We start from the raw sequence: 24,718 nt of genomic DNA on the forward strand, positions 1-24,718 counted from the left end.
CAGGGGCAGCGCCCCTGGCCTGGTTTTTCGGCAAGGGAGCCCGCCATGGCTTTGACGTCCGGCCAGAACATGCGGTACGCGCGGCAGATTCTGCTGCCGGAGGTTTCCGGCGCGGGGCAGGAAGCGCTTTTGGCCGCGCGGGTTCTGGTGGTGGGTGCGGGCGGCCTCGGCGCGCCGGTGCTGCTCTATCTCGCGGCGGCGGGGGTGGGGCGCATCGTCATCGCCGACGACGACGCGGTGACGCTGTCCAATTTGCAGCGCCAGGTGCTCTACGAGACCGCGGATGTGGGCCGGCCCAAGGCCGCCTGCGCCGCCGCGCGGCTGGCCGCGCTCAACCCGGATGCGGCGGTGGAGGCCCTGGCCCTGCGCGTTTCCGCCGCCAACGCGGCGGAACTGGTGGCGGCCTGCGACGTGGCGGTGGACTGCTGCGACAACTTCGGCAGCCGCTTCGCCCTCGGCGACGCCTGCCTCGCCGAGGGCAAGCCCCTGGTCTCCGCCGCGGTGCAGGGATTCTCCGGCCAGCTTGCGGTGTTCGACCCGGCGCACGGCGGGCCGTGCTTCCGCTGCTTCAACCCGGCGCCGCCGCCGCGCGACGGCCGCGCCTGCGAAGAGATCGGCATCCTCGGCGCGGTGGCGGGCATGGTCGGCGCGGCGCAGGCGCTGGCGGTGCTCAAGCTCATCCTCGGCCTCGGCGACGACGCGCAAGGCTTCCTCCAGGTCTTCGACGGCCTCGCCGGAACCGCGCGCCGCGTCCGCCTGCCGCGCGACCCCGCCTGCCCGGCGTGCGGTGGTCGGTAAAAACCAGGCCGGATTCTGCCCGGACCCGCAAGGGGCCGGGAGGCCCCTTGACCCCCTAACTTTTTCGCCGCGCAGCGGCAGAAAATGCCGCTCATGGCAAGCGCTGCAGGCTTATGGCGCTACGCGCAAAAACAAGAGGTTATGAGGGGTGCGGGGAGACGGCGTCTCCCCGCAAAGTTTTTGTTTTTTGGCGGTGCGGTTTGTGTTTCCGGGCGGTTGTATGCATATTTATCGGATTCCCTCCCCGCGCCCCCACGCGCAAAAAGCAGAATGGAGATATCCATGCCCAACACGGTATTCATCACCGGCGCGACCGCCGGGTTCGGCGCGGCGTGCGCGCGCAAGTTCGCCGCCGCCGGGTGGAGCCTGGTGCTCACCGGCCGCAGGGCCGAGCGCCTGGAGGCGCTGAAGGCGGAGCTTTCCGCCCAGTGCGCGGTGCACACCATCCAACTGGACGTGCGCGACCGCGCCGCGGTGCTCGCCGCCGTCGCCGCGTTGCCGGAGCCGTTTTCCCGCGTCCACACCCTGGTCAACAACGCCGGTCTGGCGCAGGGCCTCAACCCCGCGCAGACGAGCGACCTCGACGACTGGGACCGCATGATCGACACCAACGTCAAGGGCCTCACCTACTGCACCCGCGCCCTCCTGCCGACGCTGATCGAAGTGGGCGGCGGTACGGTGGTCAACCTCGCCTCCGTCGCGGCGCGCTGGCCGTATCCGGGCGGCAACGTCTATGGCGCGACCAAGGCCTTCGTCCGCCAGTTCAGCTACAACCTGCGCTGCGACCTGGCGGGCACCGGGGTGCGCGTCACCTCCATCGAGCCGGGCATGGCGGAGAGCGAGTTTTCCTTGGTGCGCTTCCACGGCGACGAGAAAAAGGCCGCCTCGATCTACAAGGGCGCGCACCCGCTGACCCCGGAAGATATCGCCGAGACGATCTTCTGGGTCGCCTCCCTGCCCAAGCACGTGAATATCAACAGCCTGGAAGTCATGCCCACCACCCAGGCCTGGCAGGCCCTCGGCATTACCCGCGACGCGGAGTGAGGGGCGAAAAAACCAAAACTTTCCGGAGGGTCGCGGACCCTCCGGGCCTCCCATAACTTGTTTTTCCGCGAAGCGGGATAGAGCCGTCATGCGGCGTGACGGTTGATTGCCGCTACGCGGCGAAAAACCAGTTATGGGGTCCGGGGACCGAGTCCCCGGCGGGGTCCAGGGGCAGCGCCCCTGGCCTTGTTTTTTTGGGGGCTACGCCCGCGCCGGGCGGGCGGCGATGGCGGCGCTGCCGGCGGAGGCGGCGACCATGCAGGCGATGGCGAGCCACTGCGGGCCGGTGAGCCGTTCGCCGAGGACGACGAAGCCGGAGAACGCGGCGACGGCGGGCGCGGTGCTGACCAGGATGCCGAAGACGAAGCGCGGCAGGAAGCGCAGGGCCATCATTTCCAGCGAGTAGGGCAGGGTGCTGGAGAAGAGGGCGATGACCGCGCCGAGGGCGAGGGTGGAGGGTTCCAGCAGCGCCGCGCCCGCGGTGTGCAGGCCGAGCGGCACCATGCAGGCGGCGGAGACGGCCATGCCGATGGCGACCGCCTGTCCTCCGGCGAGGATGCCGGAGATGCGTTTGCCGGAGAGGATGTAGAGCGCCCAGCAGAGTCCCGCGCCGCCCGCATAGGCGAGCCCGCGCCAGTCGAGGCCGCGGTTGGCCTGGTGCAGCGGCAGCAGCAGGGAGAGGCCGAGGACGGCGAGCGCGAGCCAGACGAAATCGAGCGGTTTGCGCGAGGAGATCAGCACCACGAAGAGCGGCCCCGCCACCTCGATGGCGACGCCGATGCCGATCGGGATGAGGGCGAACGCCTTGTAGATGAGGAGGTTCATCACCCCGAGGGAGAGGCCGTAGGCGAGGAGGTTGACGCGGTGCCGCCACGCCGCCGCGGCGTTGCGCCAGGGCCGCCACATCGCCGCGAGGAGGAGGGCGGAGATGCCGACGCGCAGCGCCACCATGCCTTCCACGCCGACCAGGGGGAAGAGGGTTTTGGCGAAGGCGGCGACGAGGTTCTGCGAGAACAGCGAGCCGACGATGGCGAGCGTCGCCATCGGCACGTGGGTGGGGGAGGCGGGTACGCTCGTCATCGGCTACGGCGCGGCGGCGCCTCCATCCTACAGGTTGGGCAGAACGCGGTCGGGCGGGCGGTGGCCGTCTACGAAGGTCTTGATGTCGATCAGCACCTTCTGGCCCATTTCGTGCCGCGCCTCGAAGGTGGCGGCGCCGAGGTGGGGCATCAGCACCACATTGTCGAGGGCGACGAAGCGCGGGTCCACCGCCGGTTCGTTCTGGAACACGTCGAGCGCCGCGCCGGCGATGCGCCGCGTGGCGAGGAGTTCGAGCAGCGCGTCCTCGTCGATCACCGAGCCGCGCGCGGTGTTGACCAGGTACGAGGTCGGGCGCATCAGCTCGAGGCGGCGGCGGTTGAGCAGGTGGTGGGTCTGCGGCGTGCCGGGGCAGTGGATGGAGATCACGTCCATGCGCGGCAGCATCTGGTCCAGTTCGTCCCAGTAGGTGGCTTCCAGCGCGTCCTCGACCGAGGGGTGGAGGCGGCGGCGGTTGTGGTAGTGGATGGACATGCCGAAGCCGCGCGCGCGTTCCGCCACCGCCTGGCCGATGCGGCCCATGCCGATGATGCCCAGGCGCTTGCCGGAGACGCGGCTGCCGAGCATGGTGGTGGGGCCCCAGCCCTCCCACTTGCCGGCGCGCACCAGGCGGTCGCCCTCGATCAGGCGGCGCGGCACCGAGAGCAGCAGCGCCATGGTCATTTCGGCGGTGTCCTCGGTGAGCACGTCGGGGGTGTTGGTGACGGTGATGCCGCGGCTCTGCGCGAAGGCGACGTCGATGTGGTCGGTGCCCGAGCCGAAGTTGGCGATCAGCTTGAAGTGGGGCGTGGCGGATTCGAGGATGGCGCGGTCGATGACGTCGGTGACGGTGGGGACCAGGACGTCGGCTTCCGCCACCGCTTGCGCCAGTTCCGCCGCGCTCATGCGGTGGTCGTCGGTGTTGAGCCGCACGTCGAAGAGTTCCTTCATGCGGGTTTCGACGACTTCGGGCAGGCGGCGGGTGACGATGACGATCGGCTTTTTCATGGATGTTCCTCCCGCGGGCTTGGCGAGACTTACCAATCCCGGAGACTCTTGTCCAGGGGTTGAGCCGGGGGGGGCTTGACGCTATGGTGGCACCCGATCCGCTGGAGAGAGGCCGAGAGCCGATGCGCCGTCCGTTTTTGCGTGCCGTGATGCGCGCCGTTGCCGCCGTCCTCGTGGTGGGCGTGTGCGCCGGAACCGCCGCCGCGGCCGACCCCAACGGGGAAACCGGTCTGCGGCTGCCGCGTTTCGCCTCGCTGCGCGCGACGCAGGTGAACCTGCGCTCCGGCCCCGGCGTGCGCTATCCCATCGAGTGGGTGTACCTGCAACGCGACCTGCCGGTGGAGATCATCCAGGAGTTCGACCACTGGCGGAAGGTCCGCGACTGGGAGGGCACCGAGGGCTGGGTGCACCGCAGCATGCTGTCCGGCGCGCGGGCGATCCGCATCATCGGCCCGATGACGCCGCTGCGCGCGTCCGCCGGGCCGGAAAGCCCGGCGGTCGCACAGTTGGAGGGCGGCGTCATCGGCCGCCTGCTTTCGTGTCCGGAGGGCTCGGCGTTCTGCCGCGTCGAGGCCGGGGGGTATGCCGGTTGGCTGCCGCGCGCCGCCTTCTGGGGCGTCTACCGCGGCGAGACGGTGAAGTAGCCTCAGGCGTCCGCCAGGCGGATCACCACATCGATGCGTTTGATCACCGTGCCATCGGGAACCATCGGCGCGCCGGTGACCCGCAGGTGGTCGCCGGGCACGTCTTCCAGCATGCCGGAGGACTCGTGGTAGTAGTGGTGGTGCTCGGTGGTGTTGGTGTCGAAGTACGAACAGCCGGTATCCACCACGATTTCCCGCAACAGGCCCGCCCCGGTGAACTGGTGCAGGGTGTTGTAGACGGTGGCGAGAGAAACCCGCGCGCCTTCCGCCGCGGCTTCCTTGTGCAGGGTCTCGGCGGTGATGTGGCGGTCTGGCTTTTCGAACAGAAGCTTGGCGAGCGCCAGACGCTGCCGCGTCGGGCGCAGGTTGACCGAGCGGAGCTGCTCGAGAACGTGTGAGAACGGTCGTGTGCGATTGAACATGCGCAAATTTACCGGCCGAGGCCGGTCCCCCCCTTGCGGGCCGTTTGCCGCAATATTGTTTTTTCCCTCCTCAATGTATTTCAAATTGCGGATACAAATGCAACTAAGAAGCCGACAAACACCTATGGTTTGTCGGCTTCTTAAAACGACTCTTGAGTAAAGGACGCGGCGGTAGCCTTGCGGCTCAACCGCCTTTCAGCAGGTGCTCTACCAGTTCCTTAACCGTCGGCACGAAGCCGTTGCGGTAGAACGGATCGCTTTTGAAGCGGAACACGTTGTGCCCGGCGAACATCAGCTCGTGCTCGATGTCGCCGGTGTGCGCGATGCTTTGCAGCGTCTTCTGGATGCAGAAGGAACGCGGATCGGCGCGGCGGCCGGTGGTGCCCTCCTCGTTCTGCGACCAGTTGGAGAAGTTGCACGCCGAAAGGCAGCCCATGCAGTCGGTCTGCTCCTTGAGGATGCGGCGCGACGTCTCCGGCGTGACGAAGACCAGGGTTTCGTCCGGGGTCTTCAGCGGTTCGGTGTCGCCTTCGGCGATCCACGCCTCGGCCTTCGGCTTGTCCTCGGGCTTGAGGAACACCGAACGGCCGCGCCGCCCGAAGGCGAGTTCCGCGGTGAACTCCCCCTCCGCCGCGGCGCGGAAGTCCACCTGGCGCTCCGAACGGGCGACCAGATCGTTGAGGAAGGCGTTGCGCACCGCCGACGAATAGAAGCCGGTGGGGCTGAAGCGGTGCAAGAGCACGTCGCCCGGGTTGAGCTCCAGCAGGCGGGTCTTCCACTCGTCGGAGATCGGGCTTTCCCGGGTGAGCAGCGGCCGCGTGCCGAACTGGAAGGCGACGGGCCCGATCTCCGGGTTGCCGATCCAGTCGGCGAAGTCGGAGACCGACCACACGCCGCCCGCCATCACCACCGGGGTGTCGGTGAGCCCGGCGGCGTTCATCTCGCGGCGCAGATCGACGACGCGCGGATAAGGCGCTTCCGGCGAGCGCGGGTTCTCGTTGTTGGACAGGCCGTTGTGCCCGCCCGCCAGCCACGGGTCCTCGTAGACCACGCCGCCCAGCCATTCCTTGCTCTTGTGGTAGGCGCGCTTCCACAGCGCGCGGAAGGCGCGCGCCGAGGAGACGATGGGGTAGTAGTAGACGCCGTACTTCGCCGCGATCTCGGCGAGGCGGTAGGGCATGCCCGCGCCGCAGGTGACGCCGTGCACCAGGCCCCTGGCCTGGGTGAGAATGCCTTCGAGGATGCGCTCGCAGCCGCCCATCTCCCACATCACGTTCATGTGGATGCGGCCCGCGCCGCCGGAGATGTCGTTGGCGATGCGCGCCTGGGCGGTGCCGCCCCGGATGCCGAAGGCGATCAGCTCCTCGTGGCGTTCGCCGCGCGTTTTGCCGGTATAGATCATCGGGATCAGGCGGCCGTTCTCATCGTAGAAGTCCGCGTTGACGCCGGAAAACGTGCCGACGCCGCCGGCCGCGGCCCACGCTCCGGCGCTCGCGCCGGTAGACACGCCGATCCCTTTGCCGCCCTCGACCAAGGGCCACACGTCCTTTCCGGAGATCCAAAGCTTCTGCAGGGCTTTCACGCCATCGCTCTCCACCCGCACCGGCGAAGGGCAAGCTCCCCGCCGTTGTTGTCACGCCGCACGCGTTTGCCCGCGTGCAGTCCCCTCTTGTCTCGTGGGTGTCGCCCGTTCCCCCGAACGGCGATGCCGCAACCTCTAACCCAGGCGTCACGAAAATGCAAACGCCCCGGTCCGGTCCGGCCCCCCGGCTGCCGCGCCTCCCCCCGCGGATGCGGGGGGAAACGCAACGGATGCGGTCAGTTGGCCTTGGGCGCCGGCGGAATTTCCTCGCCGGTTTCCTGGTCCACCACCTTCATCGACAGCTTGACCTTGCCGCGGTCGTCGAAGCCGATCAGCTTCACCTTCACGGAGTCGCCCACCTTGACCACGTCGTCCGGATGGTTGACGCGCTTCTGCGCCATTTCCGAAACGTGGACCAGGCCGTCGCGGCTGCCCATGAAGTTGACGAAGGCGCCGAACTCCAGAACCTTGACCACCTTGCCGGTGTAGATCGCGCCGACCTCGGGCTCGGCGACGATGCCCTTGATCCAGCGGATCGCCTCTTCCTGCGCCCCGGCATCGACCGCGGCGACGCGGATGGTGCCGTCGTCCTCGATGTCGATCTTGGCGCCGGTGGTCTCGCAGATCTCGCGGATCACCTTGCCGCCGGTGCCGATGACTTCACGGATCTTGTCCTTCGGAATGCTGAAGGTGGTGATCCGCGGCGCGTTGCCCGAAACCTCGGAGCGCGCGTTGGTCAGGGCCTTGGCCATCTCGCCCAGGATGTGCAGGCGGCCGGCGCGCGCCTGGTTGAGCGCGATGCCCATGATCTCCTTGGTGATCGAGGTGATCTTGATGTCCATCTGCAGCGAGGTGATGCCCTCTTCGGTGCCCGCCACCTTGAAGTCCATGTCGCCCAGGTGGTCCTCGTCGCCCATGATGTCGGAGAGCACCGCGAAGCGGTCGCCTTCCTTGATCAGGCCCATGGCGATGCCCGCCACCGGGCGCGGCAGCGGCACGCCCGCATCCATCAGCGACAGCGACGCGCCGCACACCGTGGCCATCGAGGACGAGCCGTTGGACTCGGTGATCTCCGAGACGATGCGGATGGTGTAGGGGAAGTCCTCCGCCAGAGGCAGAAGCGGCTTCACCGCGCGCCAGGCGAGCTTGCCGTGGCCGATTTCGCGGCGGCCCGGAGAGCCCATGCGGCCCGCCTCGCCCACCGAGTAGGGCGGGAAGTTGTAGTGCAGCATGAAGGTCGAGCGGTGCTCGCCTTCCAGCGCATCGACGATCTGCTCGTCCTGGCCGGTGCCGAGCGTGGTGACCACCAGCGCCTGGGTCTCGCCGCGGGTGAACAGCGCGGAGCCGTGGGCGCGCGGCAGCACGCCGACCTCCGCCTCGATCGGGCGGATCTGGTCGTTCTTGCGGCCGTCGATGCGCACCCCGGTGTCGAGAATCGCCCCGCGCACCACCTCGGCTTCCATCTCTTCGAAGATGTCCTTGGCGGAGGCGGCGTCCACCGTGGTCTCGTCCAACAGGGCGGCGGCCTCGGTGCGCACGGCCTTGACCGCGTCCTGACGCGCGAGCTTGGCCTTGATGCCGTAGGCGGCGGCGAACTTGTCGCGGACGCCGGCGGCGGCGAACTTGTCCCGGGTCACCGCAACTTCCGGAGCGGCCGGCGGCACGTCGCGCGGCTCCTTGGCGCAGTTCTCGGCCAGGGAAACGATCGCATCGAGAACCTGCTGGAAGGCCTCGTGACCGAAGGTCACGGCGCCCAGCATCATCTCTTCGGTGAGCTGCCTGGCCTGGCTCTCCACCATCAGCACGCCCTCGCGGGTGCCCGCGACGACGAGGTCGAGTTCGGACTCGGCGATCTCGGCGATCGTCGGGTTGAGGATGTAGGCGCCGTCCTTGTAGCCGACGCGCGCGCACGCGATCGGGCCGAGGAACGGCAGGCCGGAGATGGTCAGCGCCGCGGAGGCGCCGATCATCGCCACGACGTCCGGCGGGTTGTCCATGTCGTGCGACAGCACGGTGCAGATGACCTGCGTCTCGTTCTTGTAGCCGTCGGCGAAGAGCGGACGGATCGGACGGTCGATGAGGCGGGAGATCAGGGTCTCGGCTTCCGAGGGACGGCCCTCGCGCTTGAAGAAGCCTCCGGGGATCTTGCCCGCGGCGAAGGCCTTCTCCTGATAGTTGACGGTCAGGGGGAAGAAGTCCTGGCCCGGCTTGGCCGACTTCGCGCCGACCACGGTGCAAAGAACCGTCGTTTCGCCATAGGTGGCCACCACGGCCCCATCGGCTTGGCGCGCGACCTTGCCGGTTTCCAGAACCAGCTTGCGTCCGCCCCAGAGCAGTTCCTTACGGGTGATATTGAAAAGAGACATGCATCGTTTCCTTCGGGTTTTGCCCGGCTCCTTGCGCGAGGCGGCACCTTGCGCGGCGCATCCTCGAAAACCAAAAACACCTGCGCGGGGAGGCCGGATGATGATCCGCAGCCGTGTGCGTTTTTCCTCGGAACCCAACCGGGGAAAGGCGAACCGGCGGGACATCCGTGATGTCCCACCGGTTCCGCATCGGCTTAACGGCGGAGTCCGAGCCGCTGGACCAAGCCTTCGTACCGCTTCACGTCCTTGCTCTTCACGTAGTCGAGAAGGCGGCGGCGCTGACCCACCATGATGAGAAGGCCACGACGGGAGTGGAAATCCTTCTTATGCTCCTTGAGGTGTTCGGTCAGATTCTTGATGCGCTCGGACAACACCGCCACCTGGACTTCCGGCGACCCGGTGTCGCCTTCGGCGGTGGCGTATTCCTTAATCAGTTCCTGCTTGCGTTCCTGCGTGATCGACACCGGAATCTCCATCTTCATGTGTATGAATGACGCGCACGGGCTGCAACCGGTGGTCGGCAATCCGTGCGATCGCTACCACCCGCTCGCCGCACATCGCCCGTACGACGGGCGCCGTGGCGGCTTCGGGACAGGGCGAGCGCTTCAGCAAGGGCAGAAGCGGCAGAGCCTGTCCGTTCGCCAGGTGGCGGGCCTCCTCTTCCGTCAGGGCCAGGGCCGGGATGTCGTCCAGCGCGGTCGAAACGGAATGCAGGAGGTCCAAGGACGGCGCACTATGCCCGAGGGGCAATAGTTTATCCAGAGAAATCGCCTCGGCCTCGGAAAAAGGGCCGCAGCGCGTGCGGCGCAGCGCCGCGACGTGTCCGACGGTGCCGAGAGCGGCCGCAAGGTCCCGCGCGATCGAGCGGATGTAGGTGCCTTTGCCGCACTCCGCGGCGAAAACCGCATGGTCCGCATCGGGCATTTCCACGAGGTCGAGCGCGTGCACCACGACCTCCCGCGGTTTGAGATCGGGTTCCTCGCCGCCGCGCGCAAGGTCGTAGGCGCGTTCGCCCGCCACCTTGATCGCCGAGAAGCGCGGCGGCACCTGGGAGATGACGCCGCGGAAGCGCGGCAGCGCCGCGCGGATTTCCTCCGCCGCGGGGCGCACCTCCGAGGTGGCGGTCGCCGCGCCTTCCGCGTCGTCGGTGGCGGTGGCGATGCCGAAGCGCACGGTGAAGCGGTAGGCCTTGCGCCCGTCCATGATGAAGGGCACGGTCTTCGTCGCCTCGCCGAAGGCGATCGGCAGGATGCCGGTGGCCAGGGGGTCCAGCGTGCCGCCATGTCCCGCCTTGGCCGCGCCGAAGGCGCGCCGCGCCGCGCCGAGCGCCGCGGTGGAGGTCATGCCGTAAGGCTTGTCGAGAACCAGCCAGCCGTCGATCGGCCGCCCCTTGCGCTTACGCATCGCCCTCTTCCGGGCGGGAGAGGTCGCGCGCCACTTCGGGGCGGCGCAGCACCTCGTCGATGTGCGAGGCCTCGTCGAAGCTCCCGTCGGCGATGAAGGCGAGCGTCGGCGTGTAGCGCAGGCGCAACGCGCGCGCCACCAGCTTGTTGAACATCCAGGCGTTGCGCGAAAGCGCCGCCAGAACCTCGTCGAGGCGCAGGCCGCCCAAGGGCATGACGAAGGCGGTGGCGTGCCGCAGGTCGGGACTCACCCGCACCTCGGAAATCGTCACCGGAACCACGTCGAGCACCGGATCGTGCAGCTCGCCGCGCTCCAGAGCCTGGGCGACCAGATGACGGATCTCTTCGCCGACGCGAAGCTGCCGTTGCGATGGGGCTTGGATCATCTCGGGCCTCCCAAAAACGGTCGCGGGGGTTGCCGGTAAAACCAAAACTTTGCGAGGGGTCTCGGACCCCTCGCGCTCCCCATAACTTTTTTCGCCGCGTGATGGTTTATCGCGCTTCGCGCAAAAACCAAGTTATGGGAGGTCCGGAGGGACCGGGTCCCTCCGGGAAGTTTTTCCGTTTTACAGGGTGACGGCGATTTCCTCGATTTCGTAGCACTCGATGACGTCGCCGACCTGGATGTCGTTGTAGTTCTCGAACGACATGCCGCACTCGTAGCCTTCGCGGACTTCCTTGGCGTCGTCCTTGAAGCGCTTGAGCTGGCCGAGCCCGCCCTCGTGGATCACCACGTTGTCGCGCAGCAGGCGCACCTTGGCGCCGCGCCGCACCACGCCTTCGGTGATCATGCAGCCCGCGACGCGGCCCACCTTGGTGATGTTGAACACCTGGCGGATTTCCGCATAGCCGATGAAGTGCTCCTTCAATTCCGGCGCCAGCATGCCCGAGAGCGCCCGCTTCATCTCTTCCGCCACGTCGTAGATGATCGAGTAGTAGCGGATTTCCGCGCCGTCGCGGCGCGCGAGATCGCGCGCCTGGGCGTTGGCGCGGACGTTGAAGCCGATGACCAGGGCGTTGGACGCCTTGGCCAGGGTGACGTCGGATTCGTTGATCGCGCCGACCGCGGCGTGCAGCACCCGCACCCGCACGTCGTCGTTGCCGATCTTTTCCAGGGTGCCGATCAGGGCTTCCACCGAGCCCTGCACGTCGGCCTTGACGACGACCGGGAACTCCTGGGCCTCGCCCGCCTGGATCTTGGCGAACATCTCCTCCATCGAGGAGCGCGCGGTCTTGACCTGCATCGCCTCGCGGTCCTTGCGGCGGCGGTAGTCCGCCACTTCGCGGGCCTTCTGTTCGTTGCCGGTGACCAGGAAGTCGTCGCCCGCGCCCGGAGTCCCCTGGAAGCCCACGACCTCCACCGGCACGCCCGGCCCGGCGTCGTCGAGCTTCTGGCCGCGATGGTCGGTCATCGCGCGCACCCGGCCCCACTCCTTGCCGCCGATGAAGATGTCGCCGACGTGAAGCGTGCCGCGCTGCACCAGGACGGTGGCGACCGAGCCGCGGCCGACCTCCATGCGCGCCTCGACCACCACGCCTTCCGCCTCGCGGTTGGGGTTGGCCTTGAGGTCGAGAATTTCCGCCTGCATCAGAATCGCTTCCTGCAGGGCGTCGAGATTGGTGTGCTTCTTCGCCGAGACCTCGACGCACTGCACGTCGCCGCCCAGGCTTTCCACCACCACTTCGTGGCTGAGAAGTTCGGTGCGCACCCGGTCGGGGTTGGCGCCCGGCTTGTCCATCTTGTTGATCGCGACGATGATCGGCACCTGTGCGGCGCGGGCGTGGCGGATCGCCTCGATGGTCTGCGGCATGATGCCGTCGTCGGCGGCGACCACCAGGACGACGATGTCGGTGACCTGCGCGCCGCGGGCGCGCATCGCGGTGAACGCCTCGTGGCCGGGGGTGTCGATGAAGGTGATGCGGTCGCCGGTGGACATTTCCACCTGATAGGCGCCGATGTGCTGGGTGATGCCGCCCGCCTCTCCCGCCGCCACATCGGTGGCGCGCAGGGCGTCGAGGAGCGAGGTCTTGCCGTGATCGACGTGGCCCATCACGGTGACCACCGGCGGCCGCGGCTGCAGCAGTCCTTCCGCATCCGGGGCGCCCTTGAGGCCGTCCTCGACGTCGGAGTCGGCGACGCGCTTGACGGAATGGCCGAACTCCTCGACCACCAGCTGCGCGGTGTCGGCGTCGATGATCTGGTTGATGTTGGCCATCACGCCGAGCTTCATCAGCGTCTTGATGACGTTGGCGCCGCGTTCGGCCATGCGGTTGGCGAGGTCCTGCACGCTGATGGTTTCCGGCACCACCACTTCGCGCACCACCTTTTCCTGGCTCTTCGCCATGGCGAGCTGCTTCAGGCGCTCCTTCTCGCGGGCGCGGCGCACCGCCGAGAGGCTGCGGCCGCGTTCCTCGCGGTCTTCGTCGGAGAGCGCGGCGGTGATGGTGAGCTTGCCCATGCGGCGGCGCGGCTCGGACTTCTTGGCCGGAACCTTGGCCGGGGCGGGCGCGCCGGGGCGCACCGCGGCCTTGCGGCGGGCGCGTTCGTCGTCGTCCGCCTCGTCCTTGCCGGCGTCTTTCTTTGCGGGCTTGCGCACCTCGGCGGGGCCGGTGGCGTCCACCTCTTTGGCCGGGCGCGGCAGGTCCACCACCACCGGGGACTTTTCCGGTTCGGCGGCGGGCTTGGCGGTCTCTTCGGCGGCGGCCTGCTTTGCGGCTTCCTCGGCGGCCAGGCGGGCGGCCTCTTCCTCGGCGGCCAGGCGGGCGGCCTCTTCCTCGGCGGCCTGCTTTGCGGCTTCCTCGGCGGCCAGGCGGGCGGCCTCCTCGGCGGCGCGCCTGGCTTCTTCCTCGGCGCGGCGGGCTTCCTGCAGGACGCGCAGGCGCTGCGCCTTTTCCTGGTTGGTCAGCACGCCGTCGTCGCCGATGGCGCCGAATCCGGCGTTAGTCCCTGTGGCGATGGTCCGTTTGCGGCGGACCTCGACCTTCACCTCTTTCGACCGGCCATGCGAGAAGCTCTGGCGAACACGGCCTTTTTCAACCGTCTTCTTCAATTCCAGAGTTCCGCTGCGCAGGGTCAGGGGAGCCTTTCGATCGTTTTCCGTGGTATCGTCCGCCATCACTATCCTGAATATCTGCCGTTCTTAGCGCCTAATCCGGCGCACCAACCTTGTCGATTCCGCGATACGACGCAAGCCGCGCCATATCCCGGGCGATCCGCTCCGCGAGCGGACCCGCCGCCACCCAGACATGCACCGCACGGTCGCGGGCGAATGGGAAACCCAACTCTTCGGCGTTCAGCGCGGCGGCCACCGGGGCGGGGTTCGCCCCCGCACGCCGCGCCGCCTGCGCGATCTTGCGGCTGCCGTCCGCGCTGCCGTCGGCTGCCGTGATCAGGCGGCCCGGACCCTCGCCCAGCGCCGCCGCGACCTTGTCGAAGCCGCACACCGCGCGCCCCGACCGCCGCGCCAGCCCCAGGGACTCCTGGCACCGCCGCAGCAGCAGGCGCTCCACTTGCGCGGCCAAGTCGGCGGGCACCGCCACTTCGCGGCGTGCAGCGCGGTGAAAAGCCTTACGCTTGACCGCCGTTTCTACCACATCCCGGCGTGCACTCAACCAAAAACCCCGTCCCGGCAGCCGTTCCTCGATGTCGGGGACCACTTGGTTCTCCGGCCCGACGACGAAGCGCAGCAGTCCTTCGGCGGCTTGCGGCCCGCCCGAGACCAGGCAGCGCCGCCGCGGCCCGTCGTCTTCGACGATGTCAGGGATTGGGTTCACCGTCTTCCGGCTCCGCCGCGTCCTCTTCCTCGTCCGCGAACCAGTGGGCGCGCGCCGCCATGATCACGGCGTTGGCCTCGTCCTCGGTCATTTCCTCGGCGCCGACGATCTCGATCAGTTCGTCGCTGGCGAGATCGGCGAGGTCGTCCAGGGTCTTCACCTCGGCTTCGCCCAGCTTCACCAGCATCACCGGGGAAAGGCCCTCGATCGCCGCCAGATCGTCGGCGACGCCGAGCTCCACCCGGCGTTCCGAGGCGGCGCGGTCGCGGTCCTCGAGATAGGCCTGGGCGCGGCTCTGCAGTTCCACCGCGATCTCGTCGTCGAAGCCCTCGATGTCGCCCAGGTCCTGCGCCGGGACGAAAGCCACCTCTTCCACCGAGGTGAAACCCTCGGCGACCAACAGATGGGCGATCACGTCGTCCACGTCCAGCGCATCGATGAACATCTGCGAGCGGGACTTCACCTCTTCCTGACGGCGCTCGGATTCCTCCTGCTCGGTGAGGATGTCGATGTCCCAGCCGGTGAGCTGCGAGGCCAGCCGCACGTTCTGGCCGCGGCGGCCGATCGCCAGCGAAAGCTGGTCGTCGGGCACCACCACCTCGATGCGGTTGGTTTCTTCGTCCAGCACCACCTTGGTCACTTCCGCCGGCGCCAGCGCGTTGACGATGAAGGTCGCCGGGTCCTGGGACCACTGGATGATGTCGATCTTCTCGCCCTGCAACTCGCCGACCACCGCCTGCACGCGCGAACCGCGCATGCCGACGCAGGCGCCCACCGGGTCGATCGAGGAGTCGTTGGAGACCACCGCGATCTTGGCGCGGGAGCCGGGGTCGCGCGCCACCGACTTGATTTCGATGATGCCGTCGTAGATCTCCGGCACTTCCTGGGCGAACAGCTTGGCCATGAACTGCGGATGGGTGCGCGAGAGGAAAATCTGCGGGCCGCGCGGCTCCTGCCGCACCGCCATGATGTAGGCGCGCACCCGGTCGCCGACGCGGAAGGCCTCGCGCTGGATCAGTTCGTCGCGGCGCAGCAGGGCCTCGGCGCGGCCAAGATCCACATAGACGTTGCCGAACTCGACGCGCTTCACCAGGCCGTTGACGATCTCGCCCGCGCGGTTCTGGAATTCCATGAACTGGCGCAGACGCTCCGCATCGCGCACCCGCTGCACGATCACCTGCTTCGCGGTCTGCGCGGCGATGCGGCCGAAGTCGATGGGCGGCAGCGGATCGATCAGGAAGTCGCCGACGGCGAGTCCCGCCGCCTGGGCGCGCGGGTCGGCGGCGGCCATCTGAACGTTCTCGTCCTCGACTTCCTCCACCACCTCGACGTAACGGGCGAGCTTGATCTCGCCGGTCTTGCGGTCGATGGTGGCGCGGATGTCGTAGTCATGGCCGTATTTCGACCGCCCGGCCTTCTGAATGGCCGATTCCATCGCCTCGATCACCTCGTCGCGGTCGATCCCCTTGTCGCGGGCGACCGCATCCGCAACCTGAAGCAATTCGGGCCGTGGCAATGCCGCTGTGCGTTCCATCCTGTCGATCCTTAACCTTGCTCTTTTTCCGCTGCCTTGATCAGATCGTCGGTCAGCATCAGTTTCGCCCGCGCGACGTTGGAAAACGGCACGATCACCTCGCCGCTCTCCTCCGACGCCAGAACCACCGCGCCCGCATCGTTCAACCCGACGATGCGGCCGGAAAACCGCTTGCGCCCGGAAACCGGCATCACCGTTTCCAGCTTCGCCGCGAATCCGGCGAAACGCGCGAAATCCTCGACGCGGGTGAGCGGCCGGTCGAGCCCCGGCGAGCTCACCTCCAGCACGTACTGCCCGGCGATCGGGTCGTCCACGTCCAGAAGCGCAGAGGCGGCGCGGCTGATCTCCGCACAATCTTCCACCGTCATCGCCCCACGGTCGGTCCGCTCGGCCATGATCTGCAGGGTGCGCCGCGTCGTTCCGGTGAACTGTACGCGCACCAACTCGTAGCCCATGTCGCCCAGGGACGGCAGAATCAGCTCCGCCACGTGCCGCGCAATGTCCATGGTCTTCCGGTTTCCCGCTCCGTTCCAGCCAACGCCTGCGCCCAAAAACAAAAAAAGTGGGCCACCGGCCCACCCCCATCGGCGCCCGCTGGCCGCTCCAATAAGAATGTCGGCCTCAATCTAGACGATCATCCGCCGGTGTAAAGAAGAATTTCGGGATTGGGGAGAAGCCGGGGAAAAACCAAAACGTTGCGAGGGGTCTTGGACCCCTCGCGCTCCCCATGACTTGTTTTTGCCGCGAAGCGGCGAGCGACCGGCGGCGCATCAATATACCGCAGCTTCCAGACACAAGGTGTGGAGGGACCGAGTCCCTCCACGAAGTTTTTTCATTTCCTCGGCGTGCGGACAAAGCGCAGCACGATGGGCGCGCGGCCCTGTTTCAGGGCCTTTCGTTCGTAGCGGGTGGGGACCCAGTCTGCGGGCCGGCCGAGCCAGTCCTGCGGCCCTTCGGCCATCCAGGCGAAATCCGCGCAGTTCATCAGGTGGGCGAGCGCCCAGCGGATATAGGTCATGTCGTCGGAGGCGACGCGCAGTTCCGCGCCGTCCTTCAGGAGGCGGGCGAGGTGCGGCAGGTTGTCCGGCCCGATGAAGCGGCGCTTGGCGTGGCGGAGCTTCGGCCACGGGTCGGGGAAGAGGACGAAGGCGCGGTCGAGGCAGGCGTCCGGCAGGCGCGGCATCAGGACGCGGGCGTCGCCGTGGCAGATGCGCACGGTTTCCTCCGCCGGGGCGCCGTCGATCAACGAGAGCAGGCGGGCGACGCCGTTGAGGAAGACCTCGCAGCCGAGGATGCCGGTCTCCGGATGGGACGCCGCCTGCCCGGCGAGGTGCTCGCCGCCGCCGAAGCCGATTTCCAGCCAGAAGGCGGAAACCGGGCGGGCGAACAGGCCTGCCGGGTCGAGCGGCGGGCCTTCCTGCGGCACCGCGAGGCGCGGCAGGAGGGTCTCCATCAGGCGGGCGCGGCCGGGCCGCAGGGCCTTGCCCTTGCGGCGGCCGAAGAACTGCGGCCCCCGCGCATCCGGCGGGGTGTCGGGGGCGGCCATGTTACGGCAGCAGCTTCTTCAGGGAGTCGACGAGGTCGCAGCGTTCCCACGAGAAGCCGCCGTCCGCCTCCGGCGTGCGGCCGAAGTGGCCGTAGGAGCTGGTGCGCGCATAGATCGGGCGGTTGAGCGAGAGGTGCTCGCGGATGCCGCGCGGCGACAGGTCCATCAGGTCCTGCAACGCCGCGCTGATCGCCGCCTCCGGCAGCTTGCCGGTGCCGGAGGTCTCCACGTACACCGACAGCGGCTTGGAGACGCCGATGGCGTAGGACACCTGGATCAGGCAGCGTTCGGCCAGGCCCGCGGCGACGACGTTCTTCGCCAGGTAGCGGGCGGCATAGGCCGCGGAGCGGTCCACCTTCGTCGGGTCCTTGCCGGAGAACGCCCCGCCGCCGTGCGGCGCGGCGCCGCCGTAGGTATCGACGATGATCTTGCGCCCGGTGAGGCCGCAATCGCCGTCCGGACCGCCGATGACGAAGCGGCCGGTCGGGTTGACGTAGAATTCGTCCTCCGGCGGCATCCAGCCCTCGGGCAGGACCGCTTCGACGAAGGGGCGCACCAGGCGGCGGATATCGGCCTGGGAGGCGCTTTCGGCATGCTGGGTGGAGACCACCACCGAGGTCGCGCCCACCGGGCGGCCGTTCTCGTAGCGCAGCGTCACCTGGCTCTTCGCGTCGGGGCCGAACTCCGGCCGCGCGCCCGAATGGCGGGCCGCCGCCATGTCCTGCAGGATGCGGTGCGCATAGGTGATCGGCGCGGGCATCAGCTCGGGGGTTTCGTCCACCGCATAGCCGAACATGATGCCCTGGTCGCCCGCGCCTTCGTCCTTGTTGCCGGCGGCGTCCACGCCCATGGCGATGTCGGAGGACTGGCTGTGCAGCAGCACATCGACCTGGCAGTTGGCGTGGTGGAAGCCGTCCTGCTCGTAGCCGATGGCCTTCACCGCGTCGCGGGCGGCTTCTTCCAGGGTTGCGGGAGTGATCGACGACGGACCGCGCACCTCACCCGCAAGCACGATGCGGTTGGTGGTGGCCAACGTCTCGCAGGCGACGCGGGCCTGCGGGTCCGCCGCGAGAAAGGTATCGACGACGGCGTCCGAAATACGGTCGCACACCTTGTCGGGATGCCCCTCGGCAACCGATTCGCTGGTAAACAGATAGTCCGACTGGAACACCGACGGTCCCCTCCCCTGCGATGCCGCGCGCACCGCCCGGTGCGGTGGTTTTTCCGCAGGACGGGGTGCGGTCGAAATGAACGGCAAAAACACGACCGAGGCCCACCCGGCGCGGGCGCCGGGCGAACGCGAACGTTCTCTCGTATCCGAAGTGCCGCCGCAATGCAAGAGAGCCGCCCCGGCAAATTTCACCGGACGGGGCGCGAGGCGGGGGCGGCCGGTCTCGCCCTCAGGCGTCGGAGGCGGGGGTCTGCGGTCCGTCGGCGGCGCTGGCCAGAGCCTTGGCGAGGTCGAACACCCGCTTGCGCACCGTCGGGTCGGCGATGCGGTAGTAGGCGCGCACCAGCTCCAGGGTTTCGCGTTTGGTGAGCGGGTCGGTCCCGATCGTTTCCGGTTCTTCGTCGAGACCGGAGATCAGGCGCGGGCTCTTGTCCGCGACGCCTTCCGACATGTCCTCGTAGAAGAAGCTGATCGGCACGTCGAGGACGCGGCTCAGATCCCACAGACGGCTGGCGCCGACGCGGTTGGTGCCGCGCTCGTACTTCTGGACCTGCTGGAAGGTCAGCCCCAGGGCGTCGCCCAGGCGTTCCTGGCTCATCCCCAGAAGCGTCCGGCGCAGCCGGATGCGGCTGCCCACATGCACGTCCACGGGATTCGGGTTGCCTTGCGGCGTCCGCCCGCGCGACGACCCGCGTGACCGACCGGGGTCGCGGCTTCTGATGGACTTGTTGGGCATTTTCCTCTCCTCGTGGAACCTGCCACGTTTTGCCCGGCATCTATCAACTTATGCGCACTCTATACATGCAGTTGTATGTGCGTCAACCGGGAAAGCCCCCTGTCTCCCGCCATTCGCCCAGACGAGCAAGGGGCGATTAAGATGTGGGTGTTGCACGCCTTCGATGCAAACCATATCGCGCTGCAAGGCACGCGGCGAGGAATCCCATCGCGGCGAGGGCCAGGGGAACCCCGTTGCCGAGGCGCGAAAACGGCGTTTCCGGCAGGGCGCGCGGCAATTCCGCGTCGATCACGCCGCGGCTGCCGAGGGCTAGGCGCGCGACGATGCGGCCGTAGGGGTCGATCACCGCGCTGATGCCGGTGTTGGCGGCGCGCGCCACCGGCAGGCCCTCCTCCACGGCGCGCAGCGCCGCGGCGGCGAGGTGCTGGTGCGGCCCGGCGGAGAGGCCGAACCAGGCGTCGTTGGTGACGTTGAGCAGCCACTCCGGGCGGTCCTTCGGGTCGGCCACCGCGCCGGGGAAGACGATCTCGTAGCAGACCAGCGGGCTGTAGGGCGGCGCGCCGGAAAGATGCACGGTGCGCAGCCCCGGGCCGGGGGAATAGTCCACCCGCCCGGCGGCGAGCTTGGCGATCGGCAGCCAGCCGTGGCCGGGCACGTATTCGCCGAAGGGGACGAGGTGCGCCTTGTCGTGGATGTCGCCGATTTCGCCCGCGGCGCTGAGCGCGATGACGCTGTTCCACAGGCGGAAGGGTTCTCCCGGCGGGGTGCGGCGCGGCGCGCCGGCGATCAGCCAGCCGCCGGGCGGCGCGGCCTGCGCGGCAAGGTTGCGCGCGAGGGCATCCTGCGGCAGGTCGAGCGGGAAGGTGGAGGCGGTCTCCGGCCAGACCACCAGGGTGCGGCTTTCCCACCCCGGGCGGCGGCTGAGCAGGACGTGCTGCAACAGGTTCTCGCGGCGCAGCGCGGACCGCCACTTCTCGGTCTGCGGGATGTTGGGTTGCACCAGGCGCAGGGCGGCGTGCGCGTGCGCCGGCGCGGGCCCGGCGGGCAGGCGCGCCCAGCCCGCGAGCCCCTGGACGGCGACGATCAGCGCCAGCACGCCGCACCCCCGTAATACGCCGCGCGCCGCGCCGAAGGCGGCAAGCCGCCCGGCGGCGGGGGCGGTGGCGGCGAGCGCGACGAGCCAGGAGAGCCCGTACATGCCGATCGCCGCGGCGGCCTGCGCGAAGGCGGGCAGCGGCGCCCAGACGATGCCCAGCGCATTCCACGGGAAGCCGGTGAGCACCCAGCCGCGCAGCCATTCGGCGAGCACCCATGCGGCGGCGAAACCGGCCCAGCGGGCGAGCGGGCGGGCGGGGGCGAACCCGGCGAGCCACAGCGCCGCGCCGGGGAAGAGGCCGAGCCCCACGCCGAGCCCCCCGAGGGCGAAGGGGATCATCCAGCCGTAGGTGGCGGCATCCACCAGGAAGGCCTCCGCCACCCAGTAGAGCCCGGCGGCGAAATAGCCCGCGCCGAAGGCCCATCCGACGAGGAAGCGCCGCCGCGCCGGGCGCGGCCGGGCATCCGCCGCGGCCCACAGCAGGTAGAGGCCGGAGAGGCAGAGCGGCAGCAGCGGCAGGGCGGAGAGCGGCGGCAGGGCCGCCGCCGCCGCCACGCCGGCAAGCGCGGCGAGCGCCGCGGCGCGGCGTGCGGTCATGATGCGGCCGCGCCGGGGCGCGGCGGCAGGTTGCGCACCCGCAGGCGCTTGATGCGGCGGGGGTCGGCATCGACGATCTGGAACTCGATGCCGGAGTCGTGGGGCACCAGTTCGCCGCGCGCCGGAATGTGCCCGGCGAGAGCGAACACCAGACCGCCCAGGGTGTCCACGTCCTCGCGGTCGGCGTCGCTGAGGATCGGGCCCACCGCCTGTTCGAACTCGGAAAGCGGCACCCGGGCGTCGGCCTCCAGCACCGTGTCGGAGCGGAACACCAGTTCCGGCTCGTCCTCGTCGTCGTGCTCGTCCTCGATCTCGCCGACGATCTGCTCCACCAGGTCCTCGATCGTCACCAGGCCGTCCACGCCGCCGTACTCGTCGATCACCAGCGCCATGTGGGTGCGCTTCACCCGCATCTCGAGCAGCAGGTCGAGCACCCGCATCGACGGCGCGACGAAGAGGATGGGGCGCAGCATCTTGCCGAGCGCGCAGGCGTCCTCGCCGACGAAGTGCTGCACCGCGTCCTTGATGTGGATGAGGCCCACCGCGTCGTCGAGGTTCTCGCGGTAGACCGGCATGCGCGAGACGCCCTCCTCGACGATGCGGCGCACCAGGTCGGGCAGGGGCGTGTCCAGCGCCACCGCGACGATGTCGGCGCGCGGCATCATCACGTCCTCGGCGGTGACGTCGCGCAGGTGCAGGATGTTGGACAGCAGCAGGCGCTCGTGCGCGTCGATCGGCGCGTCGGATTCGCCGCTTTCCTCGATCAGTTCGGCGAGCGCCTCGCGCACCGTGGGTTCGCCGCCCGCGGCGGACACCCAGGGCAGGCGGTCCTTGAACGCCTGCCACCACGAGCGCTCGCTTCGAGACGGAGGCTCTTCCGCCGGGACCGGGAGTTGTTCGGGGGTGGGGTCAGTCATCGTCGCTGTCTCCGCGCGGGTCGAGGCCGCCGTAGGGATCGGCGATCCCGATCTCCGCCAGCAGGCGGATTTCCAGGGATTCCATCTCCCGTGCGGCGGCGGCGTCCTGATGGTCGTATCCGAGAAGGTGCAGCAGCCCGTGCAGCACCAGATGGGCGAAATGGTCGGCGGGGGCCTTGGTCTCGGCCGCCGCCTCGGCGAGAAGGGTCTCGCGCGCCACCGCCAGGTCGCCGAGGAGGAGCGGCAGGCCGGGGGCGGGCGGCGGCGGACAGCCGTCGTCCCACCAGGTGGCGAAGGAGAGCACGTTGGTGGGTTTGTCGATGCCGCGCCAGTCGCGGTTGAGCTCCTGCACCGCGGCGTCGGTGGAGAGCGCCAGGGCGGTCTCCGCGGGCGCGGCGCAGCCCGCCTCGGCGGCGCGTTGCGCAACCTCCGCCGCCGCGGCGGCGCCGAGGCGGGCGAGCGCTTCGCGCCAGCCGGGCACGGCGGCGTCCCAGGCGGGGTCCTCGATGCAGACCTCGAAGGCCCAGTCCGCGCCGCCGATGCGGATGCAGTCCTCAACCATGGCCGCCTCCGGGCGGGGCCTCGTAGGGCGAGGCGGGGGAGCGCGCCGCATAGGCGGCGACGATGCGCGCCACCAGGCCGTGGCGCACCACGTCGCGGTCGGTGAACTCGACGACGCCCACGCCGCCCACGCCCTCGAGGGTTTCCAGCGCGTCGCGCAGGCCGGAACGCACCCCCTTCGGCAGGTCCACCTGGGTGAGGTCGCCGTTGACCACCATCACCGAGCCTTCGCCGAGGCGGGTGAGCAGCATCTTCATCTGCACCGCGGTGGTGTTCTGCGCCTCATCGACGATGACGAAGGCGTCGGTCAGGGTGCGGCCGCGCATGAAGGCCAGGGGCGCGATCTCGATCTCGCCGGTCTCGATGCGCTTCTGCACCTGGTCGGCGGGCATCATGTCGTTGAGCGCGTCGTAGAGGGGGCGCAGGTAGGGGTCCACCTTGTCGCGCAAATCGCCGGGGAGGAAGCCGAGGTTCTCCCCCGCCTCCACCGCCGGGCGCGACAGCACGATGCGCGAAATCTCGCCCTTCAGGTATTTCGACACCGCCATGGCGACGGCGAGGTAGGTCTTGCCGGTGCCCGCCGGGCCGAGGCCGAAGACGAGGTCGAAGCGCCCCATGGCGCGGATGTAGTCCGCCTGCATCGGGGTGCGCGGCTGGATCGTCTTCTTGCGGGTCTTGAGCGCGAGATCGGGCGCGGCGGCATCGTCGCGGATCATCCGCACCGCCGCCTCCACGTCCGCCGCCTCGACGCCATGGCCGCTGCGCGCCCGCTCGGCGAGGCCGGTCACCGCGCGCACCGCGGCGTCGAGCGCGCGTGCCCCGCCGCTGATGGTGAGCGCGTTGCCGCGCGGCGCGCAGCCGATGCCGAGCAGGCTTTCCAGCCGGTCGAGGTGGGCGTTGTGCGGCCCGTAGACCTCCGCCGCAATCGCGTTGTCCCCCAGGTCGAGGGTGCGCGCGGCGACGCCGCGCGGGGTTTTCGGCAACTCACTCATTCCGCCGCGTCCCTTTCTCCCAGATCGTCGAGCACGCCCGCGAGGCTGTTGGGCCCGACCCCGACGATGCGCACTGGGCGGATCGCGCCCATCGCTGCGGCGGGCGCTTCCGCATGCACCGCCTGCATCGCCGGGCTGCGCCCCACCAGTTGCCCGGCGTGGCGGCCCGCGCGCTCGAACAGCACCGGCAGGGTGCGCCCGACGCAGGATCGGTTGAACGCCGTTTGAATCTCCGCGAGTCTTTCCTGCAGGCGGGCGAGGCGTTCCACCTTCACCGCATCCGCCACCTGGCCCGGCATCGCCGCCGCCGGGGTGCCGGGGCGCGGGCTGTATTTGAACGAAAACGCCTGGATGAAGCCCACGGCGTCGATGATCTTCAGAGTCTCGGCGAATTCCGCCTCGGTCTCGCCGGGGAAGCCGACGATGAAGTCGGAGGAGAGCATCAGGTCGGGGCGCGCGGCCTTGAGCGCATCCACGGTGCGCAGGTAGTCGGCGGCGGTGTGCCCGCGGTTCATCGCCTTCAGCACCCGGTCCGCGCCCGCCTGCACCGGCAGGTGGAGGAACGGCACCAGGGCAGGCGCGTCGCGGTGCGCGGCGACGAGGTCGGCATCGACGCTCTGCGGGTGCGAGGTGGTGTAGCGCAGGCGCTCCAGGCCGGGAATCTCCGCCAGTTCGCGCAGCAGGCGGCCGAAGCTCCACGCGCCGCCGTGCGGCCCTTCCGCCGTCCAGGCGTTGACGTTCTGGCCGAGCAGGGTGATCTCGCGCGCGCCGGTCTCCACCAGGCGGCGCGCGTCGGCGATCACCTCCGCCGCGGGGCGCGCATACTCCGCGCCGCGGGTGTAGGGCACCACGCAATAGGTGCAGAAGCGGTCGCACCCCTCCTGAATCGCCAGAAAGGCGGACGGACCCTCCGCGCCGGGCGGCGGCAGATGGTCGAACTTCGGCTCCGCCGGGAACTCGGTGTCGAACACCGCGCCCGCGCCGCGCAGCACCCGCGCCACCATCTCGGGCAGGCGGTGATAGGTCTGCGGCCCCAGCACGATATCGACGATCGGCGCGCGGGCGCGCAGCGCCTCGCCCTCCGCCTGGGCGACGCAGCCCGCCACCGCCACCACCATGCGGCCGCCGGCTTCCGCCTTGGCGTGGTGGTGCGCGCGCAGCCGCCCGAGGTCGGAGAACACCTTCTCCGCCGCCTTTTCGCGGATGTGGCAGGTGTTGAGCACCACCAGGTCCGCCCCCGCCGGGCTTTCCGCCGCGGCGTAGCCGAACGGCGCGAGAACGTCCTTCATCCGCGCCGTGTCGTAGACGTTCATCTGGCAGCCGTAGGTCTTGATGAATACTGTCTTGTCGCTCACCGGAAAATGCGTGTCCCTTGCTGATCCGTAAAAACGAAAACTTTGCGGAGGGTCGCGGACCCTCCGCGCCTCCCATAACTTGGTTTTTGCGCGCA

The 24,718-nt window shown here is 69.1% G+C and carries 23 protein-coding genes; 3 read left to right on the forward strand and 20 right to left on the reverse strand.

The window, feature by feature from the left end:
* Nucleotides 1-45: 45 nt before the first annotated feature.
* Complete coding sequence (locus O7R11_RS05255) at nucleotides 46-798, forward strand: HesA/MoeB/ThiF family protein (protein WP_337996441.1); 753 nt, start codon at nucleotides 46-48, stop codon at nucleotides 796-798.
* Nucleotides 799-1,080: 282 nt separating this feature from the next.
* A complete protein-coding gene (locus tag O7R11_RS05260) occupies nucleotides 1,081-1,842 on the forward strand; it encodes an SDR family NAD(P)-dependent oxidoreductase (RefSeq protein WP_337996442.1) in 762 nt (253 codons plus the stop codon).
* A 201-nt stretch (nucleotides 1,843-2,043) separates the two neighbouring features.
* Here the strand turns inward: O7R11_RS05260 and O7R11_RS05265 are convergent, their stop codons facing one another.
* Nucleotides 2,044-2,922, reverse strand: coding sequence for an EamA family transporter (locus O7R11_RS05265; RefSeq protein WP_337996443.1), 879 nt, complete (start codon nucleotides 2,920-2,922; stop codon nucleotides 2,044-2,046).
* Nucleotides 2,923-2,949: 27 nt separating this feature from the next.
* Nucleotides 2,950-3,927, reverse strand: coding sequence for a 2-hydroxyacid dehydrogenase (locus tag O7R11_RS05270; RefSeq protein WP_337996444.1), 978 nt, complete (start codon nucleotides 3,925-3,927; stop codon nucleotides 2,950-2,952).
* Between the two features lie 122 nt (nucleotides 3,928-4,049).
* On the opposite strand from O7R11_RS05270, the gene O7R11_RS05275 reads away from it, so the two are divergent.
* Nucleotides 4,050-4,571: an SH3 domain-containing protein gene (locus tag O7R11_RS05275; RefSeq protein ID WP_337996445.1), complete on the forward strand. Its 522-nt coding sequence runs from the start codon at nucleotides 4,050-4,052 to the stop codon at nucleotides 4,569-4,571.
* 2 nt (nucleotides 4,572-4,573) lie between these two features.
* Here O7R11_RS05275 and irrA read toward each other — a convergent pair whose 3' ends face one another.
* From irrA to miaB, 18 genes are all read right to left on the reverse strand, one after another.
* Entirely contained in the window at nucleotides 4,574-4,993 is a 420-nt protein-coding gene (irrA, locus tag O7R11_RS05280; RefSeq protein ID WP_337996446.1) for an iron response transcriptional regulator IrrA, read from the reverse strand.
* A 184-nt stretch (nucleotides 4,994-5,177) separates the two neighbouring features.
* A complete protein-coding gene (locus O7R11_RS05285; protein ID WP_337996447.1) occupies nucleotides 5,178-6,575 on the reverse strand; it encodes an NAD(P)H-dependent flavin oxidoreductase in 1,398 nt (465 codons plus the stop codon).
* A gap of 236 nt (nucleotides 6,576-6,811) precedes the next feature.
* Nucleotides 6,812-8,941 carry a polyribonucleotide nucleotidyltransferase gene (pnp, locus tag O7R11_RS05290; RefSeq protein WP_337996448.1) on the reverse strand — a complete coding sequence of 710 codons (2,130 nt, stop codon included), beginning with the start codon at nucleotides 8,939-8,941 and terminating at the stop codon, nucleotides 6,812-6,814.
* Between the two features lie 194 nt (nucleotides 8,942-9,135).
* On the reverse strand, nucleotides 9,136-9,405 hold the full coding sequence (gene rpsO / locus O7R11_RS05295; protein WP_337996449.1) for a 30S ribosomal protein S15: 270 nt from the start codon (nucleotides 9,403-9,405) through the stop codon (nucleotides 9,136-9,138).
* A complete protein-coding gene (gene truB / locus O7R11_RS05300; protein ID WP_337996450.1) occupies nucleotides 9,368-10,345 on the reverse strand; it encodes a tRNA pseudouridine(55) synthase TruB in 978 nt (325 codons plus the stop codon). Before truB ends, rpsO begins: the two co-directional genes overlap by 38 nt.
* A complete protein-coding gene (gene rbfA / locus O7R11_RS05305) occupies nucleotides 10,338-10,730 on the reverse strand; it encodes a 30S ribosome-binding factor RbfA (RefSeq protein WP_337996451.1) in 393 nt (130 codons plus the stop codon). The genes truB and rbfA overlap by 8 nt, the downstream gene beginning before the upstream one ends.
* A gap of 180 nt (nucleotides 10,731-10,910) precedes the next feature.
* Nucleotides 10,911-13,460: a translation initiation factor IF-2 gene (gene infB / locus O7R11_RS05310; RefSeq protein WP_337996452.1), complete on the reverse strand. Its 2,550-nt coding sequence runs from the start codon at nucleotides 13,458-13,460 to the stop codon at nucleotides 10,911-10,913.
* A gap of 31 nt (nucleotides 13,461-13,491) precedes the next feature.
* Nucleotides 13,492-14,118 (reverse strand): RNA-binding protein, encoded by a 627-nt coding sequence (locus tag O7R11_RS05315; RefSeq protein ID WP_337996453.1) that lies wholly within the window; start codon nucleotides 14,116-14,118, stop codon nucleotides 13,492-13,494.
* On the reverse strand, nucleotides 14,102-15,652 hold the full coding sequence (gene nusA, locus O7R11_RS05320; protein WP_337996454.1) for a transcription termination factor NusA: 1,551 nt from the start codon (nucleotides 15,650-15,652) through the stop codon (nucleotides 14,102-14,104). Before nusA ends, O7R11_RS05315 begins: the two co-directional genes overlap by 17 nt.
* An 11-nt stretch (nucleotides 15,653-15,663) precedes the next feature.
* Nucleotides 15,664-16,158, reverse strand: a complete 495-nt coding sequence (rimP, locus tag O7R11_RS05325) for a ribosome maturation factor RimP (protein ID WP_337996455.1) — start codon at nucleotides 16,156-16,158, stop codon at nucleotides 15,664-15,666.
* A gap of 326 nt (nucleotides 16,159-16,484) precedes the next feature.
* On the reverse strand, nucleotides 16,485-17,198 hold the full coding sequence (trmB, locus tag O7R11_RS05330; RefSeq protein ID WP_337996456.1) for a tRNA (guanine(46)-N(7))-methyltransferase TrmB: 714 nt from the start codon (nucleotides 17,196-17,198) through the stop codon (nucleotides 16,485-16,487).
* A 1-nt stretch (nucleotide 17,199) separates the two neighbouring features.
* Nucleotides 17,200-18,369 (reverse strand): methionine adenosyltransferase, encoded by a 1,170-nt coding sequence (metK, locus tag O7R11_RS05335; protein WP_337996457.1) that lies wholly within the window; start codon nucleotides 18,367-18,369, stop codon nucleotides 17,200-17,202.
* 229 nt (nucleotides 18,370-18,598) lie between these two features.
* Complete coding sequence (locus O7R11_RS05340; protein WP_337996458.1) at nucleotides 18,599-19,105, reverse strand: helix-turn-helix domain-containing protein; 507 nt, start codon at nucleotides 19,103-19,105, stop codon at nucleotides 18,599-18,601.
* A gap of 136 nt (nucleotides 19,106-19,241) precedes the next feature.
* Nucleotides 19,242-20,798: an apolipoprotein N-acyltransferase gene (gene lnt, locus O7R11_RS05345; RefSeq protein ID WP_337996459.1), complete on the reverse strand. Its 1,557-nt coding sequence runs from the start codon at nucleotides 20,796-20,798 to the stop codon at nucleotides 19,242-19,244.
* Nucleotides 20,795-21,715, reverse strand: coding sequence for a hemolysin family protein (locus tag O7R11_RS05350; RefSeq protein WP_337996460.1), 921 nt, complete (start codon nucleotides 21,713-21,715; stop codon nucleotides 20,795-20,797). Before O7R11_RS05350 ends, lnt begins: the two co-directional genes overlap by 4 nt.
* Nucleotides 21,708-22,277 (reverse strand): rRNA maturation RNase YbeY, encoded by a 570-nt coding sequence (ybeY, locus tag O7R11_RS05355; protein ID WP_337996461.1) that lies wholly within the window; start codon nucleotides 22,275-22,277, stop codon nucleotides 21,708-21,710. Before ybeY ends, O7R11_RS05350 begins: the two co-directional genes overlap by 8 nt.
* Nucleotides 22,270-23,268 carry a PhoH family protein gene (locus tag O7R11_RS05360; protein ID WP_337996462.1) on the reverse strand — a complete coding sequence of 333 codons (999 nt, stop codon included), beginning with the start codon at nucleotides 23,266-23,268 and terminating at the stop codon, nucleotides 22,270-22,272. Before O7R11_RS05360 ends, ybeY begins: the two co-directional genes overlap by 8 nt.
* Entirely contained in the window at nucleotides 23,265-24,623 is a 1,359-nt protein-coding gene (gene miaB, locus O7R11_RS05365; RefSeq protein ID WP_337996463.1) for a tRNA (N6-isopentenyl adenosine(37)-C2)-methylthiotransferase MiaB, read from the reverse strand. The genes O7R11_RS05360 and miaB overlap by 4 nt, the downstream gene beginning before the upstream one ends.
* Nucleotides 24,624-24,718 lie beyond the last annotated feature (95 nt).

Origin of the sequence: Oleispirillum naphthae (assembly GCA_027864655.1) — a bacterium.
GTDB lineage: Bacteria > Pseudomonadota > Alphaproteobacteria > Rhodospirillales > Rhodospirillaceae > Oleispirillum > Oleispirillum naphthae.

Coding starts and splice junctions, on each gene's coding strand:
- O7R11_RS05255 (WP_337996441.1), top strand. CDS start 46: ATGGCTTTGACGTCCGGCCAGAACATGCGGTACGCGCGGCAGATTCTG.
- O7R11_RS05260 (WP_337996442.1), top strand. CDS start 1,081: ATGCCCAACACGGTATTCATCACCGGCGCGACCGCCGGGTTCGGCGCG.
- O7R11_RS05265 (WP_337996443.1), bottom strand. CDS start 2,922: ATGACGAGCGTACCCGCCTCCCCCACCCACGTGCCGATGGCGACGCTC.
- O7R11_RS05270 (WP_337996444.1), bottom strand. CDS start 3,927: ATGAAAAAGCCGATCGTCATCGTCACCCGCCGCCTGCCCGAAGTCGTC.
- O7R11_RS05275 (WP_337996445.1), top strand. CDS start 4,050: ATGCGCCGTCCGTTTTTGCGTGCCGTGATGCGCGCCGTTGCCGCCGTC.
- irrA (WP_337996446.1), bottom strand. CDS start 4,993: ATGTTCAATCGCACACGACCGTTCTCACACGTTCTCGAGCAGCTCCGC.
- pnp (WP_337996448.1), bottom strand. CDS start 8,941: ATGTCTCTTTTCAATATCACCCGTAAGGAACTGCTCTGGGGCGGACGC.
- truB (WP_337996450.1), bottom strand. CDS start 10,345: ATGCGTAAGCGCAAGGGGCGGCCGATCGACGGCTGGCTGGTTCTCGAC.
- rbfA (WP_337996451.1), bottom strand. CDS start 10,730: ATGATCCAAGCCCCATCGCAACGGCAGCTTCGCGTCGGCGAAGAGATC.
- infB (WP_337996452.1), bottom strand. CDS start 13,460: ATGGCGGACGATACCACGGAAAACGATCGAAAGGCTCCCCTGACCCTG.
- nusA (WP_337996454.1), bottom strand. CDS start 15,652: ATGGAACGCACAGCGGCATTGCCACGGCCCGAATTGCTTCAGGTTGCG.
- rimP (WP_337996455.1), bottom strand. CDS start 16,158: ATGGACATTGCGCGGCACGTGGCGGAGCTGATTCTGCCGTCCCTGGGC.
- trmB (WP_337996456.1), bottom strand. CDS start 17,198: ATGGCCGCCCCCGACACCCCGCCGGATGCGCGGGGGCCGCAGTTCTTC.
- O7R11_RS05340 (WP_337996458.1), bottom strand. CDS start 19,105: ATGCCCAACAAGTCCATCAGAAGCCGCGACCCCGGTCGGTCACGCGGG.
- lnt (WP_337996459.1), bottom strand. CDS start 20,798: ATGACCGCACGCCGCGCCGCGGCGCTCGCCGCGCTTGCCGGCGTGGCG.
- O7R11_RS05350 (WP_337996460.1), bottom strand. CDS start 21,715: ATGACTGACCCCACCCCCGAACAACTCCCGGTCCCGGCGGAAGAGCCT.
- ybeY (WP_337996461.1), bottom strand. CDS start 22,277: ATGGTTGAGGACTGCATCCGCATCGGCGGCGCGGACTGGGCCTTCGAG.
- O7R11_RS05360 (WP_337996462.1), bottom strand. CDS start 23,268: ATGAGTGAGTTGCCGAAAACCCCGCGCGGCGTCGCCGCGCGCACCCTC.